The sequence below is a fragment of the Paraburkholderia sp. MM5482-R2 genome (assembly GCF_050436125.1).
GTDB lineage: Bacteria > Pseudomonadota > Gammaproteobacteria > Burkholderiales > Burkholderiaceae > Paraburkholderia > Paraburkholderia tuberum.
The window spans coordinates 437,740-455,488 of sequence record NZ_JBNDLP010000002.1 but is presented as its reverse complement, the minus strand read 5'-3'; the positions used below and the strand labels follow the sequence as shown (position 1 = coordinate 455,488).

Genomic DNA, 17,749 nt, shown 5'->3' with positions numbered 1-17,749 from the left:
CAGCAGGTCCACGCCGTTCGCCTGCGTGCCGTTCTGCCTTAAACGAAGTCGCCCGCGCCCGGCCGAATGCTCCAGGGCGACTACTACGCCGTGACGGGCCTCCTTAAACGAAGTCGCCTGTTGCTAAGCGAGTGCGCTGAAGTGATGGCTCTTGGTGAGACGGTGGGCTGGGTCCTCAAACGAAGTCGCCCGTCCCCGTGCGAGTACTCCCACGTAGCCCGTGCCGTCGCTGGGCGGGTCGACGTACCTTAAACGAAGTCGCCCGTTGCCAGGCGAGTGCACCAGGTGATGGGCCACATTAACCGGCCCGGACAGACGCGCCTTAAACGAAGTCGCCCGTTCCCAGGCGAGTGCTCCTCTCCCACGCTAAACCAATGTCCACAAGCCATTTCCGGCTCGAACGCGCGAACGTCGATACGTCCCGCGAAAAAAGAGCCCGGAGAAGGTCTCCGCTCCGCGGTTGGTAACCACCTGTTGATTCGATGCTGCATGCCATTTGCGCGAACCTGCGCCGTTTTCAGTTTCAATTGAGGTTCGCGCATAACAGCCCCAACCCGAAGTGCCGCCCACGGCCCAATACAATCGGGCCTCGGATCGGTGTTCGAAAACGAAGCCGGACATGGTAAAGGATGAGGTTCTTGGCCCTCCAGTCCTTGAGTTTCACCTCCCACGCAGGAACGGCCTGGCGAAGAAATCCCTGCGTCGAGAACTCGACACTTTCCACGAGCCCAAAATCGATCCCGGATTCGCGCACAGCCTTGTGAATGAGCCTGGTCATGACCCGCAGATCGCCGGCGCCATAGTCCCCGGGCAGTACAACCGGGGTGACGCTCACCCATTCCCTCGCCCGGCCGAGGTAGTGATGCAGCACGGGCTCTTCGTCGGCAGCGACCGGCACGGCCAACGCTGCGCACTGGTTTGTATATTCGTCGAAGAGGTCGATCCCGTCGGGAGGCAGGGCTGATGCGAGCTCGCCCACTTGTTGAGCGTCACAAGCCCGCCCAAGCCACAGCCCGCGTCGAATCAGTCCATCGGCATGAAGATCACCAACGGATGGCAACCCAACCCACGACATGCGACGATCCAGATCCGATTTTGGACCGTAGCCGGTAGCAAAGTCGAGAAGCTCAGGAACCCAGCGTTGGGCCACCCGCTTGGCTGCGTGGCGCAGCATCCCCGCGACGGCCACCGCGCCCTCCGGCCGGAACCTGCAGAAAACTTGAGGGTTAGCCGGGGCTACCAGCCGGAGTGTCACCAGGGCGGTTCTCGATTGTTCGTCGCTCTTCTGATAGGCGACGACACGATGTTCCGCAGGTGCCTGAACAGGCCGGCCATAACCTGCTTCGCCCGTATCGAGGCGACGCTGAAACTGCGTAAACCGCTGCTCAAGAGCACGAAGTGAGCCTGGTCGCGGCGCACGCAACATGACTGCTGCGTTTGGGCGCATTGCATACACAGCCTCTCCCACAGGGCACCATAGCTTCGTAGCCGAGCTGCTCTCCGGCGCGTTATCGGACACCACCATGCCGCGCACGGTACACATGTCGTGGCCCGTTCCCAGCGTATGCACCTGTGAAGCCGCAACGATCACCTGCTTGGCGGCCTCGCGGTCACGTCCCGTGCGCAAGGAATAGCAATAGCGCACTGGCTCGCGAACGGTACGATGGACGATTTCGCGCCGTGACGTGGCCTCCTTGGGCTTGCGCGGATCGGCATTGTTGGGTATGAACCGGACAAACCTCACCAGTTCGGGCTGGTCGGTAGCCAGAATGAGCGGTGGCGACTGTTGTTCCAGCCAGTCTAGGCCGGCGACAGCGACGCTACGGCAGCCCGCTACGATTGCTTGCAGCAGCTTGAACGGCGATGGTGGCCACTCGATTCCGCCGTAGGTGCCGGCGAGAAATGTCGCCTCCAGCACCAGATAGTCAGGTTTGGTTGACATCATTTGCCCCGCGCAGTTTTATCCTTGCCGCCGGGAAGTTGTTTGCCCTTGTCGGTCGGGCTCGGCTCAAGCCGGTCGGTCTGGAAGACCGCTTCGATGGGTTCCAGGGTTGAAACGCCGAAGTCCCTGGCAGCATCACGCGCGATGCCCAGTATGTTCTGGTGGTCAAGCGTGAGATTCTCGTCCTTCCCGCTTCGCGCGACGACGCGGATCTCGATGTCGCCGTCTCCCACCAGCAGACAGCCCTGTCTCAGGTACGATTCTGAGGGCACGGTGATCGCTACGAGCGCGAGGGCGAACATATACCACGCCGCTGGACTGACAGGCACTGCGGTCGTTATCTTGCAGTTCTGGCGCAGCGCCACCAGGTTCAGGGTTGCGGAACGCAGAATTTCGCCTTCCGCCATGATCCCACCTAGCGCCTCACCGGTGGGCACGGGGTCCAGTCCTTCAGAGGAGCGTTTGCCTTCCAAGCCTAGGTCCTTCGACCAGAACGAACCCGCGAACGTCGCCATGCGTCGCAACACCCGGACGTTCCGCGCAGTGATCGTGGAGCTGAGTGCGCGTGGAATCCTGGTTTGACGCTTTTCGCCACGGCTTTCCCACATGCCAAAGAGCAGGCTCATCGGCGATAGCCGTGCGATCTCGTCGGGGCCGTCGCCGAAGGAGTGCATTGCAGCCTTAGCCTGTTCAGCGAGTGTCGAAAAAGTCACAGCAGCATCCGCGAGGCGGTGCCCAAGCTGAAGCATGTCAAGTGTGCGCGTCTCTGCGTTCGGCAGTTGCGCCGTAACCTGGACTCGTCGAACGAGTGAGCGGTAAGGCTCGTCCATGAAGGCTGCCTCGATTCGGTTGGCCTGTGACTGAACGGAGTCCACGACGCAGACATTTCCGCCGTCATCAAGCAGACTGATGCAGTAGGTCGGACGATCGTCCGAACCGAGATAGGTCGGCGGGAAAATTGGAGTGCCAGGACCATCGGCTGCCCTTAGTCGCTGCTTCGCGACGATTGCGACGATATTCCCATCGGTGAGGATATCCCTCAGATTAGGGTGAAATGTCCTGGCCATGGCGGCTTCCTTTGCATGATGACGGGTTGAGAGGCAAAAACATCTTTCGTCGCCTTGCCGGTCCGCTCAATGGCGAGCTTGTAGCGGGCATCACACTCCGGCAGCAATCCCCGAACAGCGGCCAATGTCAGCACCGGTGGGAGCAGCTCACCTTGCCACGTGGAGTACCCGGTTATTGAATCGGATGGAGGAAGGAAGAAGTACTGCAGCCCGAGCGCCGAGAGCAGTTCGACCCACGGGCGGGTACTCTTGAACCGTTCGTTCTCGTTTAACGAGAAGCCTGCATTGCGAGCGGACCAGTTCGTGGCCGCGTCGAAGCGGAATTTGCTGGCGTCGGCGCCAACCCGCGCACCGCCGATCGCGAAGATCCGGACCGGATCAAAGTCAGGCAGATCCAGCGAATCCGCGCAGGCTTTTGCCACGCTGAGCAGCGTCCCCGCGGCTGTGGTTTGGCCCGCACCGAGTTTCCACTCCGAACTGCCCCTCAAACGCGCGTCGAGCCAGTGGTTCAGCGCAAAATCATGATTTTTGAGCCCGAGCCTCAAGGGCGGATACTTCGCGCCACGCTGTGTCTTGACGGAAGCTCTCTCGTCCGGCTGGACAACCGCGCCACGCAGACCATCCAGCAGGGAGAGGAGGCCGTCGCGGCCTATGCCGCTGAGGACCATGCAACCGTCAGCCCACCCAAGCCTGATATTGACACCGCCAGTTATCGCAAGCGATGCGAGGCCAAGTGCGGCAAGGTACTCCCCGAAGTTGGTGGGGTCGACCGGGAGAAGGAACGCCTCTGCTGACGGCGTCGAGATGGTCGGCCAGGCCGCAGCAGCTGGTAGGACAATGGCCGGATCCGCGACGAGTGAAGCGTCGAGGGTCTCCGCGAGCACGTCAGCCGACTTGAGCACAGCTTCCAGATAACAAAGCGCCCACGGTCCGAGCGCCTGATGGACGACAGCAAAGTCGGGCGCCGCCGCCAACGCAGCCGCGGCGCATCCCGGCTTCGCCAACGCCCGGTCGGGAAACATTGGTCGGGACCAGCCATGATGAGCGGCGATCAGGTGGCGTTCGAGCTGCGTCATGGTTTCGCCGCACGCGACGAGCGACCCGAGCTCGTGCCGGTAGCCGTCATTGATCTTGAAGTCAAATGCTGCTTTCGCAGACTTGCCCAGCACGCGGTTCGGATCGACGTTCCCGATGGCGCGTTGCCAGCGCCCCCACGCCTTTCCCCTATCGTGCTCGGCTGCCGCGCGGATCTCCGCGGCAGCAAGCGGCGGCGGCAAGTCCAGCCAGATGCAAAGCCGGCGAGCCGCACGCGCCGTAAGGTCGTGATGTTCGACGAGCAGCCGGTCGCGCGGCCCAAGGGAAGCGAAGTCTCCTGCGTCGGCCGTGCGCGCGACTTTATCGCTGAGCCATATCGTCACTTTGCCCGACCAATCCGCCGCCTCAATCACCCGCGGGCCATCATGGAAAACGATCTCATGTTCACCGACAGCTGCCTGCAGGAGCGTTTCGAGGGAGGGCGCAGTCAGATCTTCGTGACGCCATACCGTACCTTCCTCATCAAGGTGGGCAGTAACGTGCAACTGCCTTATCGCCTGCCGAAACATGCCATTAACGTCAGTGAACCCTGTCGAGACGTCCAGAACCGGATCGACGCTCGTGGCAGAGGGGATGCCTTGGCCGGTCAATCCACGAACGACTTTCGACAGCAGCACGACCGAACCTGGCCGAAGTCGCGCTATCCAACGGTTGGCGCGCGCTCCCCGAGTCAATCGAGGGTCTTCGGGAACCGGAAGGCCCTGGGCGTCGAGAGCGACAGCCACGGTCTCGCCGGCCTCCGTCCCGGTTACGACCAGGCGCTCGTTAAGCAGCCGGCGGGCGACATCAATGGGTACCCGCGCGACCTCCCGTGGAGAGATCGGCCACACGTCGAGCCACTCCGTGAAGTCGGCGCGGGCATCGGGGAGATCCCGCCAGACGAGCGCAAGGTCAGCGTCCTCGTCGACCAACCCGTGAATAAAGATGTCAGGCGCCGGGCAGCCGAGTTGGTGGAGCCGCAGGCTCGTCATGCTCATCATGTCGACAATGGCTGGTTCGAGGTCGCGCATTGCTGGGGCCGGCTCAATGGCATCGGCGTAATCCGGAAGGTCACACAGGCGATTCAGAGCAAGCGGGCTCGCGTCCCCGATCCAGTCGCTTCCCGTCGCGCGCTCAAGCAGCCTAAGCGCCTTAAGTCCACGTTCCCGGATTGCTTCAGGCAGTTCCAGTCCATGGGCATGAACGAGAATGATGTATCCGTGGCCATAGCCGCGGCGGTTGACGCGTCCCGCGCGCTGGATGAAACGCTCTAGCGTCGTCATGTCAAACAGACCGACGTCGGCATCGATATCCAGTCCGATCTCGCCGGCCGATGTGGCGATGAAATAGGCTGTGCCGTCCAACGTCCGGTTGGGGCCCGGATCGCACCTCCTAAATGCCGGTGTATCGACCAGCTTGGCGCGCTCATGGCCACGGATCGTACCGGTCAGCGTAGTGATACGGTCCGGCGCTATGCCGGAGCGTCGCAAGCGGTCGGCGATCTTGTCGGCTGAAGCCGGACTGGAAACAAAGATCGCAACCGCTCTGTTCTCGTCACGCATCGCAGTCGCAACTATGGCGATGCCCTCAACGACAGCATCACCTGGCTTTCCCGAGTAGCCACCGACAAGACTGGCATCGGCAATCCTGAACAGCTTTGATGCCGACATCCGGGTAGCCAGTGCAGGATCAGAAGCGACATCACAAACCAGCGGAAGGCCAAAGGCGCCGGAGGGTGTGGCCGTCATCTCGATCACGCGGAGCGCCGGTCGACCGATTTGCGCAGCTCCATGCCCGGCCAATGCCTCAATCTGTCGAAGCAAAAAGGTGAACGCGGGTGCTAGGTGCGCTTCATCGTGCACGATAAAGGTGTCGCAGCCCAGAAGGCCGGCGTGCGTTGCGCCGCGTGACCGCCCAACCCCATATCCGCGGAACAGGAGCCGGCTTCCCAGCATGTCGGGGGTTGCCAGAATAATTGCGGGTGTCGACGGGTCGCGGCTCCACTCGCCGTTGTCTTCCAGTTGCCCGCGAAGTGTGGAGACAGCGAGCGCCTTCCCGCTTGCCGACAGGCCCGCCAGGGCATCGCGGAGGGGGCGCAAATCCTCTTCAGTGTTGATGGCGTGCAGGATGCGTTCGGCAAGGGCGCTCGCTTCGTCAACCAGGACCCTGCGATTGATCACATATACGAGGCGCCGTGCCAGCGTCACGCGGCCGTTCGCCGCTTGAGTCGCGAGCGAAGCCACGAATATCGCGATCATCATGGTCTTTCCCGAAGCCGTCGGCGCCTTGATCTGTGAGGGAGCCTCGCCGGCACACAGGCGACAATATGCCTCGCGCTGCCAAATATATGGTTCGCCAATTCCCATGTGCTTGAGAAGAAGCGACAGGAAGGTCCTTGCCGGGCTCATGTCGAGTGTCCACCTCGTACGCGGTCCGAGCCCAAACGTTAAGCTATACCAACCAACTTGTTTGGGCCACAAAAACTGGGGATTGCGCTTACGATTAAGGTACTCTGTAGTTGCGCCTCTGCTCCCAATTCGCGCTTGATATGTGCGCTGGACCACATAAAGCCAATCAACCGGTGTTTGGCGTACCCCGCAAGCCTATCTGGCCGGCAGGCTATCCGCGGAGAGATTGTTGGAAGTCCAACCGGAAACACCGTGAAGGCGACCACGCGTTCGCCTTCACGGCACGGTCGCTCGATATGAATAGAGTGGCGATTGGCATGCGAGTCACAAGCTTCGCAGTGGGATCAGTGACGGAATGCTCGCGGCTACGTACCGCAGCAAACGAGCGATGCCATCTTTTCTCTCGTTGTTGTATGGTCGCGTGGGCTAACGCGACGCGCCGTGCAACCAGTTTCAAACTTGCGCGTGAGCGTTAAGGCGTCACCGAAAACTTCCAAATGGCACAAACGCTTGGCGAATCTTTGCCTCGAACTTACGAGCACTGCGGCGCGCACGAGAGGGAGAAGAGTGGGCTAACTCTGCGGAACTGAGTTGGACTTATGTCAGTTCTGTCAAACGTGGACGGAACGTCTCGATCGACAACACTGGAAAGCATTACAAATGTACTTGGAATCAGCCCAATAAAGCTGTTGGACCCGGAACCTGTGCAACAGGCTCCGCGGTGAATGGCCGTTGCCACGATCGCGACAATACCGCGCGATCAACCAGCCATAATGTTCCAAATCGGACCTGAGTCGGCGCCCAGCTGCTCGATGAGCAAACATGCTTGAAGCAGCAATTCGACTCGGTCATGCGTAGGTTTGCTTCCCCAAAATCCCCTGACATAGCGAGATGCCTCGGAAAGCTCAGGATCGCCATACTCGATGGCCTGCTCAACGCGAGATCGTACGTTGTCGATGAAGCGAGTGCGCAGGCTAGCCGGAAGTCGAACACTTGTGAAAAGACTGAGTGGCGCGCCTGTTGTTCGGCTCTGCATAATCCGTTTGAACTCCATGCCAAGGAACTCAAACCCTTCCTGTAATTTGCCCTCACCCTCAAGAGTGATTTGCAAAGGCCCCGCTGGATGCCTTTCAAAAAGCGATCGAAAACGGCACACTTGTGCTCTCACCTCCTCTTGTGATTCTCCTAGAACAAGCAGGTCGTCGCCATAAAGCATCACGCGGTCAGGCGAGAATGGCGGCAACCCCGATTCGATCAAGGAATATGCAACGAGTGCTGATGAGGCTGCGCCTTGCGGCAGAGCCAGCGAAGGTCCGGATGCAAATAACCCTGTACATCTCCGTAGATAGTGTTCATACCGTCGATGATCAGATTCTCTTTGGTCGATTGCCTCCTTAACGTTGATTGCTACGGTTTGTTGAATGACCTTTGGCGCGAGCGGTAGAAACTCGTGCGCCGAAGTTAGCCTGATGTTGTCAAAGCAATTTTGAATATCCAGCTTTGCCCAATGAGTAAGCTCAGGGTGGTCGGTGAATATTCGCGTGACCTCGTCCGCGACCGCTGACATCCCTCCGTTGTACATGGACTGTGCGCGATACTGGTTGCACGTGGCAGCAGCCAGTGCCACATGTACTAGGCGCTGGCGTGTGGTTCGTGCAATGCCGAAGGAGTAGAAGTTTCGCCAACGGCCATCGTGTTTGGGCTTGCCACGTCGATAGAATGGCTCCGAGCAAGCAATCGAGGGATTGAGGGGCGAGGGCAACAACTCAAAGTCGTCGATTCGATCCTTCCAAAGTGTATAAAAAGTCGCTTGACGCTCGGCCAACGTCAGGTGCCGAAACGGACCACCTTGATCGAGCCAAGTATCGTGCAAGATGTCACACTGAACCAACGGCGACCGGAGGAACCGATCGACCTTTTCTTTTAGCGCGCGCCCCGGCCGCTCGTGAATTAAACGAAGTGACAGGCGCCGTATCTCTTCTATCAATTCGCCGTGGCGACGAGCAATCTGCCGACGCCACTGTATGAAAAGTGGATCAAATCGGTATCCGTACACAAGCCGGTTTAGCTCGCGACCATTGACAAGCCGCGGGAGAATCGAAGGCAACTGCCAATTGGCCTCGGGCCGTTGACTCGTCTGATGGCCGCGCTCCTCACTCTGTGACCCACTTGATCGCTCAGACCGGAGCCCTGCAACCACTACTTGATTGATGGAGGTGTTCACTTGCGGCCTCCGGTAGCGTTGCCCTTGGATGCAACGGTGCTGAGTCGAGTTTCAATCCAACGCCCGATGTCGTCGTCTCGCCATGCGACGGCGCGTGGACCGATACGCACGGGAGCGGGAAAGCTCCCGACATTGATCATGGCGTATATCGAGCTCTTACGCAGGCCTGTTAGCCGGCATACATCAGGAAGCCGACGGAGGCAAAGTCCAAACGTTTTGTTTTCCATGGGAGTTCATCCGTGTACGAATGACTCCATTGTGGTTTGGCTCCCGACGGAAAAATGCGTCAGATCAAAATCCTTTCGCCCGAATCTGTAGCATGCCAGCGTCGTCAGCCGCACTATAAACGCGCCCACCCGGCCAGCCATTTGCCCACCTCTGCTTGCACAGCAGGATGCCCGCCCCCACGGCGTTGCGACCCGGCAGCTCTGCATCATTCATTTTCAACAAATTCTGACAAGCAAATTTGAGCATCTTGTGGAATCGGCCCTCGCCTCTCGACGAAGGCCACGTTTGAAACCACTGACGCCATGCGAACGCCGCTTCGCAAGCCAACTCTGTCGCGTAGTCAGTCGGTCTACCCGTTTTTGAGTCGAACGAGAAACGAATGAGCGTACCGTCAAGGGAAAACGTTGCCTCGCCCTCGACCGCGCGCCGCTTGTCAGATAACAGCAGCGAACGTAATTCCCGCTCCACTCGATCGACACGGGAAGCTAGGTAGCGATGGTGAGTATCATGCGTTCCAACGGAATAGATCGCGTTTTGAAGGTGGTGAGCAGCTTTCTGCAGCTCGACATACGCTGCAACAAGGTTTCTCGATGCTGGCTTTTCCACCCGCCGCAAATACGCGGGCAGGTTTTCGACGAACTCAGCGCGGCCGTATTCCGGCAGTCGCAGTTCTTTCGCCTTTTTCGAAAGGAGATTTGAACGCTGAGCGCGTTGCGTTTTAGCGACCGCGTCGAGCGTTGTCCGTGATCGTTCCCGAGCACGAATGTAAGGTGTTTTTTGTGACATGATCGCTTGCTTCAAACTTCTTGAGGCATAACCGGTTTGCGGTGAAACCGGTTGCAAAATGCGGTGCTTAACACGGAATCGGCCCCTCGACAGCGCATGGCGTTCAGTCGGCCGCTACTTGCCGACCTGATCGAAGGGCCGCCCGCCGGCCTTCAGCTCGTCGAGGTAATTCGCCCACTGCTGCATCATGGCTCGCCGGTCTTTTAAGAATCTGGTCCGGTTGTATGCGGTGCCTAAGGCATCTGGCACCTTGTGCGCAAGTTGATGCTCGATGACCTCGGGTTTGACATGTAGCTCTTCGTGCAAGATTGTGCGAGCCATCGCCCGGAATCCATGCCCCGTGATTTCTGTCTTCGTGTCGTACCCCATGCGTCGCAGAGCAGCATTGATTGCTGCCTCGCTCATCGGCTTACGTGGGTCGCGTCCCGGAAACACATAGCTTCTGTTCCCGGTCAGTGCATGCAAGTCTCGCAAGATTGTCACTGCCTGCGCGGATAGCGGAACGAGGTGGTTGGTTTTAGTTTTCGTCACCAGATATCGCCACTCCGCGTTATCGAGATCGAAGCCCGACCACTCAGCCTTGCGCAATTCGCCGGGGCGGACGAAAAGAAGAGGGGCTAACTGGAGCGCGCTTTTCACGACAAACGTGCCTCGGAATGCATCGATTGCTCGCAGCAACTCAGCAACCTTCGTGGGTTCGGTGATGGATGCGAAATTCTCGTGTTTTAAAGGTGGGAGGGCACCCCTCAAGTCACCCGAGGGATCCCGTTCCGCCCGACCCGTAGCCACTGCATAGCGGAAGACCTGTCCGCAGTTTTGCAAGGCTCTATGGGCCGTATCAGTCGCGCCCCGCTCTTCAATCCGCCGAATGACCCCCAACAGCTCAGGTGCAGCAATTTCTCCGATAGGTCGCTTGCCGAGCCAGGGAAGTATGTCCTTTTCCAAGCGCTGGATGACTTTATCAGCGTGGCTCGGTGCCCAGCCGGACGACTGCCGAGCGAACCACTCACGGGCGACAACTTCAAACGAATTGGCGGACCGCTCAAGCGTCGCGGCCTTCGTGGCCTTTCTATGCTCCCCCGGGTCAATTCCTTGCGCGACAAGCTTCCGCGCCTCGTCTCTGCGCTCGCGCGCATCCTTGAGACCAACATCCGGGTAGACGCCAAGTGATAGGCGCTTCTCTTTGCCCGCGAATCGGTATTTGAAGCGCCACCACTTACCTCCAGTAGCCGAAACCTCTAGGTACATGCCCCTTTCATCGAATATACGGTATAGCTTGCCTGTTGGCTTTGCAGTGCGAATCGCGACGTCAGTCAGTGCCATTGCTTAACAATCCCTAGGGCCACGTTGCGCGTTGCATCGAGTAAGGCGGGAGGCTAGATCGTCTTCGACTGATTTGAGTACGTTCAGCGCTCGCCAAACGGATAATGCATCGCCGTTGTTTACAGAAGCCCATCCATACCCTCACCCGGCCGGCTTCGTTCTGATGGGTGGCGCTTTGCCCGTTTAGAGCCTCGCTAAGATCAACGCCAGCCGCGACGGACGTGCGAACCTCATCTGTCACACGCCGCGCGGCCGCCAGCGTCACCGGCGGGGAAGCGTTCAAAGGCAACCTTTTTTCCTTGCGGCCAGATCGGCATTTGAGCCTGCCTTGGTCGGGAGCGACGAGCAGATAAAAGGCCACCTCCGCATAACAGCTTTGTCGGCTCTTCGGGAAGCTTGGCGTGCTTGATCGCAGTGTCGGTGAGCGCCATTTGGGGAATACTGCCTTTGAGGGACGGACGGTAGCCCCCAGAGTTTTCCCATTTCAGCACTAGATGTCAATGGACGATCATGGACCTTAGTGGCAACAAAAAACCCCGTAAGCCTTACGGCTACGGGGTTTTCTGGACTTTCTCGGATTTCTTCATACGTATTCTTGGTGGAGAGGAGGAGGATCGAACTCCCGACCTTCGCATTGCGAACGCGACGCTCTCCCAGCTGAGCTACCCCCCCAACACAAAAATAATTCTAGCACAGCCATTTTCCCTTTTGCCAAGCCTCCAGCCCCGGGAAAACCTCATCTGGACGGCGCGCCCGCGAGCACCCAGTCGACCACCGTGCGGATATCCGCATCGCTCATCGATTGATGGGCCGGCATTGGAATCATGCCCCATACGCCGGAGCCGCCGTCCTTCACCTTGCGCGCGAGTTTGGTCGGCGCCTGCGCGTCGCCCTTGTACTTCGCGGCGATTTGCTGGAACGACGGACCGACCAGTTTGCGATCGACGGCGTGACAGCCCATGCATGCATTCGCGGCGGCGACCTGCTGGCCGCGCGGCGCCTCGGCCGCGCGAGCACCCGACGCCATCGTGCCCGCCAGCGCGCCTACCACCAACGCGAACACGACACCCGCACGCGTCATACCGCGCATCAAGGCACCGCCTTCGGATTACCCGGCCGCACCGACGTCGACGAGTTGACCGGCGCAGGCGCCTGCTGATCGAGCGGCCGCGCGCTCACCGACGAATCGGGAATCGCCCCGACCGTCGGCTCGCTGACCTCGGGCTGCGAGGCGGCCACCGGCGCCGTCGCACCGGCGGCAGCAGCAGCTTCGGCTTCCTGCGGCTGGATGTACTGGAACACCTTGACCACCTCCACGACGCCCGGCACGCGGCTCGTGACGTCGGCGCCGATATTGCCCTCATTCATCGTGACGAGGCCCATCAGATAGACGTTGCCGCGCTCGGCCACGACCTTGAAATTGTTCGCCGAAATGTTCTTCTCGGCGATCAGAGCGGTCTTCACGCGCGTTTCGAGGTAGGTGTCGTTGGTGCGCGACGAGAACGAGCTCGCCGGCGCGATCGCCAGTTCATTGACGATCGTATTCACGTTGTTCATGTTCCGCACGATGCTCTCGGCACGCTGCTTCGACGCCTCGCCCGCGACCTCGCCGGTCAGCAGCACGCGGCGGTTGAACACCGTGACGTTGACGTGCGCGGAGTCCGGCAGATTCTGGCTGATCTGCGACAGCGCCTTCACCTGAATCTCGCGATCCTCGGTCTGCGCGCCGAGCGTGCGGCGGTCGGTCGCCATCAGCGCGCCGCCGCCCGCCGCGGCCCCGACAGCGAGAAAGCAGCCTTGCAGCGTGGCCGACAGGCCCGCCGCGACCCCGACCACGAGCACGGTTCTCACCAGTGTCTTCTTGATGCGGAAAACGCTCATCAACTAGCTCTCCTTCGAAATCAGTCTCAGTCTTCGCCGAGCAACATGGCATCGATGCCGTCGCACAGGCAATGGATGGTCAGCAAGTGCACTTCCTGGATGCGCGCCGTGCGGTCGGACGGCACGCACACGTGGATGTCGGTGTCGCTCAGCACTTGCTGCGCGCGTCCGCCGCCCTTGCCGGTCAGCGCAACGACGATCATTTCGCGCTCATGCGCGGCTTCGATCGCGGCCAGCACGTTCGCGGAATTGCCGGATGTGGTGATCGCGAGCAACACGTCGCCGGGCTGACCGAGCGCCCAGACCTGTTTCGCGTAGATCTGTTCGAACGAATAGTCGTTGGCGATCGCGGTGAGCACGGAGGTGTCGGTGCTGAGCGCAATGGCCGGCAGACCTGGCCGCTCGCGCTCGAAGCGGCCGATCAGCTCGGCCGCGAAATGCTGCGCGTCGGCGGCCGAACCGCCGTTGCCGCACGCGAGGATGCGATTGCCGTTGGCGAGCGCGGCGAACATCGTGTCGATCGCGACGGCGATCGGCATCGACAGGGTTTCGAGGGCTTCGAGTTTGACTGCCGCGCTGTCGCGGAAGTGTTGTTGGATGCGTTCGACTGACATCGAGTCTCTATCTTCTACCGCGAATGGACCGCACTGCGCGGCCGTGTTGTGAAGTCATACTGCCAGGCTGTGGCCGCCGATGAGTTCGCGCGGCACGCGAGCGCAAGTTTATCGCACTCACGCGCGTTGTCTGCGCTGTCGGTCAGACTTCGTCGGCGCGAAACGCATCGCGCAACCACACGAGCCTGCCGCTCTCGAACGCGACGACGTCGAAGCGGCACGCGGGTTCGTCGCGCGGGCCGCGGTTCGTCGTGGCGCGCGTCGCGAGATAGTGCCGCGCCGCTCGCACGATGCGCTGTCTCTTCTGCCAACCGATGCTCGCAGCCGCACCGCCATAATGCCGCTGCGCACGCGCGCGAACTTCGACGAACACCAGCGCGCCGTCACGATCACTCATCACGAGGTCGATCTCGCCGCCCCGACAGGTGACGTTGCGCGCCACGAAGCGCAGACGCTGGCGCTGCAAATATTCTCGCGCGCGTGCTTCGAAAGCCGCGCCGACGGATTTGGACTGGTGAGCGCAGGAAAAGTTGTGGGCGGTTTTTGGACCGGCGTTTATGGGCATCTTTTGCGCAGTGTTCGGCGCGGCCTGCTCGCGCAAGCCCACATGGCACAATGTCGGCCTCGTTCCGTCTGTTTGTGTCTTCCGTGTCATGACTCCTCTCTCCGAACTCGCGCAAGGGCAGCAGTACCCCGCCGCCGCGCTGTATGTGGTGGCCACGCCGATCGGCAACATTGCCGACATCACGCTGCGCGCGCTGCACGTGCTCGGACTCGCGGATCGCATCGCCGCCGAGGACACCCGCAACACCGGTCAGCTGCTCGCGCGCTATGGCATCTCGAAGCCGCTCGTCGCCGTGCATCAGCACAACGAGCGCACCGCCGCGCAGCGCGTGATCGAGTATCTGCAGGCCGGCGAGCGCGTGGCCTACGTGTCCGACGCGGGCACGCCGGGCATCTCGGACCCCGGCGCCAAGCTCGTCGATGCCGTGCGCGAGGCCGGCTTCGTGGTGGTCCCGCTGCCCGGCGCGAGTGCGCTCGCCACCGCGCTCAGCGCGAGCGGCGACTGGGTCGCGACGTTCTCGTTCCTCGGCTTCCTCCCGCCGAAGCCGAAGGCGCGCGCCGCCGCCTTGCAGGCGCTCGCGCAACATCCTCACGCGATGGTGTTCTACGAAGCGCCGCACCGGATCGTCGAGACGGTGCAGGCGCTCGCCGATGTGTTCGGCGGCACACGCCGTCTGCTGATCGCGCGGGAACTGACGAAGTTACACGAAGCCCTGCACCAGGGCACCCTGGCCGAAGGGCCAACGTGGCTCGCTGCCGACGCGAACCGGCAGCGTGGCGAATTCGTGCTGGTGGTCGAAGGCGCGGCGCCCGAAGCGGCCGGCGAGCACGATCACGACGCGCTGCTCGGCATCCTGCTGGAAGAATTGACGGTGAGCAGCGCGGCGAAGGTCGCGGCGGCGCTCACGGGCGCATCGCGCAACGTGTTGTACGCGCGCGCGCTGGCGCTGAAGGAAGACAAGCCCGAAACGTGAGGGTCGAGCCCGGCGGGTAAAAGGCTGACGGCAACAGAAAAGGGCCGCATGTCGCGGCCCTTCGATTTTCTGCAGACGGTTGGTTCAGCCGACGCGGCATCATCGCCACGTAACGTCACGTCACTTGTTCGAATCCGAGTTCGACGCGAGCGTCTCGTTCAGTTCGGCGCGCGCTTCCTGCTGCGTGAGCCCTTCGATCTTGACCCGCGCGGTGCCGGTGTGGCGCATGTCGAGCATGGCGGCGGCCGCCATCGACAGGTCGATCACGCGGCCGCGGGCGTATGGGCCGCGGTCGTTGATCCGTACGATCACCGAGCGCGAATTGGCCGGATTGGTCACGCGCACGTACGAGCCGAGCGGCAGCGTGCGATGCGCGGCCGTCATGGCATGCATGTCGTAACGCTCGCCATTGGCGGTGCGGCGGCCGTGGAAGAAGCGTCCGTACCACGACGCGCGTCCGATCTGATGGAAGTCCGCGACGTCGACGCCGTCGTCGGTGAGCGGCTGCGCGTCAGCCAGCGGCGACGCGGGCGCGTTCGACGCGCTCGGGCTCGAGGCCGGCGCGCTACCGAACGATTGCGGTCCGAAAGAGCTCAGGTGCATGTTCTTTGTACTTTGCGGCGTGTCGTTCGCGGACGTATCGGGTGCGCCCGGAGGCGTGGCACAGCCGGCCAGTACAAAAAAGGCAAAAAGAGTCCCTACACCACGGGTTAGCCGAGTTTTCATAAGACGTGCAATCACATTGTCGAGCCGCGTCACCCGCAAACTGCTGGGTATGTTGCTTGCGGCTCCGGCGGTAGGGACGACAACGCGCCGCGCGAAAATGCGCAGTACGTCAAAGCCCGGATACGGCTCACTCAGCCGCTACCGCACGGTTAATTTTCACGTCTGGCGCAACCTGTCCCCGGCAGCCTGACCAGACCCCACATGCCGCCAACTGAACGTGGCAATGACACGTTCTTGCGCGCGCAACTCAGCGCGCAGGAACGGCGGCGTAGGCCCCACCCAGCGTCACGGAGATTAATTCCGTAGCAGGCGCGCGGCGCCTGGCTGGGCAAGACGTGTGCATCGAACGCATCGATACTGATGGCCGTCGGTATTCCGACAGCCCTTACTTGAACGGCGAGCGGCATTCCCTTTTTGTGGGAACGCATCGCCTTGTGGCAGCACAATTCCTAGTGCATGGAGTCCATTATACCCAAAACTTTTTTTTGGGATGGTGAGCTGCTCAAAAACTTGATCAATCTTCACATTTATCGCAAAAATGGACATACGAAAGTCCGAGACGGGCCGTGAGCCGGCCCCGTCGCATGGGCGGCGGAGGCTGTCGCGAGGCCCGGTACAATCAACGTTTTCCCAGCGCGTCGTCCAGCCATGAAAGTCACCCTGATCCCCGTCACGCCGTTCCAGCAGAACTGCTCGCTGCTCGTTTGCGAGGCCAACGGGCACGCTGCCGTCGTCGATCCGGGCGGCGACCTCGACATGATCCAGCGCGAGATCGTGCGGCAGAACGTGACCGTCGAAAAGGTCTTGCTGACCCATGGCCACATCGATCACTGCGCCGGCGCGAAGACACTCGCCAGCCACTACGGCGTGCCGATCGAAGGTCCGCATCCCGACGAACGCTTCTGGCTCGACAAGTTGCCGGACCAGAGCACGCGCTTCGGCTTCCCGGCCGCCGACGCCTTCGAGCCGGACCGCTGGCTACAAGACGGCGACACCGTGCATTTCGGCGACGAAACCCTCGAGGTCTACCACTGCCCCGGCCACACGCCGGGCCACGTGGTCTTCTTCAGCCGCGCGCACCGGCTTGCACTAGTTGGCGACGTGCTGTTCGCCGGCTCGATCGGCCGCACGGATTTCCCGCGTGGCAATCATGCGGACCTGATCCGCTCGATCCGCGACAAACTCTGGCCGCTCGGCGACGACGTCACGTTCGTGCCCGGCCACGGCCCGACCTCGACGTTCGGCGCCGAGCGCCGCACGAATCCCTACGTCGCCGACGGAGTGGGCGCATGAGCAGCGAAATCTATGTGAGTACCGACGTCGAAGCGGACGGCCCGATCCCCGGCCCGCATTCGATGCTGAGCTTCGCATCCGCCGCATACACCGAAGACAAGCAGCTGATCGCGACGTTCTCGGCGAATCTCGAACTGCTCGAAGGCGCAGCGCCGCATCCGGTTCAGGAAGCGTGGTGGAAGACCCAGCCGGAAGCATGGGCGGCCTGCCGCCAGGACTTGCAGAAACCCGAGGCCGCCCTGACCGCCTATGTCGAATGGGTCGAGGCGCTGTCGGGCAAGCCGGTGTTCGTCGCGATGCCCGCCGGCTTCGACTTCACCTATATGTTCTGGTACATGATGCGCTTCGTCGGCCGCTGCCCGTTTTCGTGGTCGGCGCTCGACATCAAGACGCTCGCGTTCGCGATGACCGGCCTGCCGTACCGCAAGAACATCAAGCCGCGCTTTCCGAAGCACTGGTTCGACGAGCATCCGCACACGCACGTCGCGCTCGACGACGCGATCGAGCAGGGTGCCCTCTTTTGCAACATGCTGAAGGACTTGCGCGCGCGTCAGCCCGAGCTGCCGGGGGATGGCAAGGATGATGGGGACGGCTCAGGGCAAAACGCCGCTCCCGACCCGGTAAATTAGGCAATCTCGCTCGCGA

15 protein-coding genes and 1 tRNA gene are annotated in these 17,749 nt (G+C 61.3%); 3 read left to right on the top strand and 13 right to left on the bottom strand.

What is annotated here, in order from left to right:
- Positions 1-523: 523 nt before the first annotated feature.
- The 12 genes from csb2 to OKW37_RS05120 all read right to left on the bottom strand — a co-directional run bounded on the left by csb2 (position 524) and on the right by OKW37_RS05120 (position 14,112).
- Positions 524-1,942: a type I-G CRISPR-associated protein Csb2 gene (gene csb2 / locus OKW37_RS05175; RefSeq protein ID WP_429509773.1), complete on the bottom strand. Its 1,419-nt coding sequence runs from the start codon at positions 1,940-1,942 to the stop codon at positions 524-526.
- A complete protein-coding gene (gene cas7g, locus OKW37_RS05170) occupies positions 1,942-3,009 on the bottom strand; it encodes a type I-G CRISPR-associated RAMP protein Csb1/Cas7g (RefSeq protein ID WP_429509771.1) in 1,068 nt (355 codons plus the stop codon). Before cas7g ends, csb2 begins: the two co-directional genes overlap by 1 nt.
- On the bottom strand, positions 2,982-6,491 hold the full coding sequence (gene cas3g / locus OKW37_RS05165; protein WP_429407723.1) for a type I-G CRISPR-associated helicase/endonuclease Cas3g: 3,510 nt from the start codon (positions 6,489-6,491) through the stop codon (positions 2,982-2,984). The genes cas7g and cas3g overlap by 28 nt, the downstream gene beginning before the upstream one ends.
- Positions 6,492-7,251: 760 nt before the next feature.
- Positions 7,252-8,715 carry a reverse transcriptase domain-containing protein gene (locus OKW37_RS05160; RefSeq protein ID WP_429407725.1) on the bottom strand — a complete coding sequence of 488 codons (1,464 nt, stop codon included), beginning with the start codon at positions 8,713-8,715 and terminating at the stop codon, positions 7,252-7,254.
- The gene (locus OKW37_RS05155) at positions 8,712-8,942 is read right to left on the bottom strand and encodes a helix-turn-helix transcriptional regulator (RefSeq protein WP_429407727.1); all 231 of its coding nucleotides are present in this window, start codon (positions 8,940-8,942) and stop codon (positions 8,712-8,714) included. Before OKW37_RS05155 ends, OKW37_RS05160 begins: the two co-directional genes overlap by 4 nt.
- Positions 8,943-9,006: 64 nt before the next feature.
- Positions 9,007-9,729 (bottom strand): hypothetical protein, encoded by a 723-nt coding sequence (locus tag OKW37_RS05150; protein WP_429407729.1) that lies wholly within the window; start codon positions 9,727-9,729, stop codon positions 9,007-9,009.
- Between the two features lie 114 nt (positions 9,730-9,843).
- A complete protein-coding gene (locus OKW37_RS05145) occupies positions 9,844-11,052 on the bottom strand; it encodes a tyrosine-type recombinase/integrase (RefSeq protein WP_429407731.1) in 1,209 nt (402 codons plus the stop codon).
- A gap of 596 nt (positions 11,053-11,648) precedes the next feature.
- A tRNA-Ala gene (locus OKW37_RS05140) sits at positions 11,649-11,724 on the bottom strand.
- Positions 11,725-11,788: 64 nt separating this feature from the next.
- A complete protein-coding gene (locus OKW37_RS05135; RefSeq protein WP_429407733.1) occupies positions 11,789-12,142 on the bottom strand; it encodes a c-type cytochrome in 354 nt (117 codons plus the stop codon).
- Complete coding sequence (locus OKW37_RS05130; protein ID WP_090802672.1) at positions 12,142-12,933, bottom strand: BON domain-containing protein; 792 nt, start codon at positions 12,931-12,933, stop codon at positions 12,142-12,144. The genes OKW37_RS05135 and OKW37_RS05130 overlap by 1 nt, the downstream gene beginning before the upstream one ends.
- A gap of 26 nt (positions 12,934-12,959) precedes the next feature.
- The gene (locus OKW37_RS05125) at positions 12,960-13,547 is read right to left on the bottom strand and encodes a phosphoheptose isomerase (RefSeq protein WP_429335607.1); all 588 of its coding nucleotides are present in this window, start codon (positions 13,545-13,547) and stop codon (positions 12,960-12,962) included.
- Between the two features lie 142 nt (positions 13,548-13,689).
- Positions 13,690-14,112: a YraN family protein gene (locus OKW37_RS05120; RefSeq protein WP_429407735.1), complete on the bottom strand. Its 423-nt coding sequence runs from the start codon at positions 14,110-14,112 to the stop codon at positions 13,690-13,692.
- Between the two features lie 88 nt (positions 14,113-14,200).
- On the opposite strand from OKW37_RS05120, the gene rsmI reads away from it, so the two are divergent.
- A complete protein-coding gene (rsmI, locus tag OKW37_RS05115; protein ID WP_429407737.1) occupies positions 14,201-15,085 on the top strand; it encodes a 16S rRNA (cytidine(1402)-2'-O)-methyltransferase in 885 nt (294 codons plus the stop codon).
- Between the two features lie 120 nt (positions 15,086-15,205).
- On the opposite strand, the gene OKW37_RS05110 is transcribed toward rsmI, so the two are convergent.
- Entirely contained in the window at positions 15,206-15,811 is a 606-nt protein-coding gene (locus OKW37_RS05110) for a septal ring lytic transglycosylase RlpA family protein (RefSeq protein ID WP_184060825.1), read from the bottom strand.
- Between the two features lie 648 nt (positions 15,812-16,459).
- Between OKW37_RS05110 and OKW37_RS05105 the strand changes: the two genes are divergently transcribed.
- Positions 16,460-17,104 (top strand): MBL fold metallo-hydrolase, encoded by a 645-nt coding sequence (locus OKW37_RS05105; protein ID WP_429407739.1) that lies wholly within the window; start codon positions 16,460-16,462, stop codon positions 17,102-17,104.
- Positions 17,101-17,733: an exonuclease gene (locus OKW37_RS05100; protein WP_429407741.1), complete on the top strand. Its 633-nt coding sequence runs from the start codon at positions 17,101-17,103 to the stop codon at positions 17,731-17,733. The genes OKW37_RS05105 and OKW37_RS05100 overlap by 4 nt, the downstream gene beginning before the upstream one ends.
- The last annotated feature ends 16 nt before the right edge of the window (positions 17,734-17,749 follow it).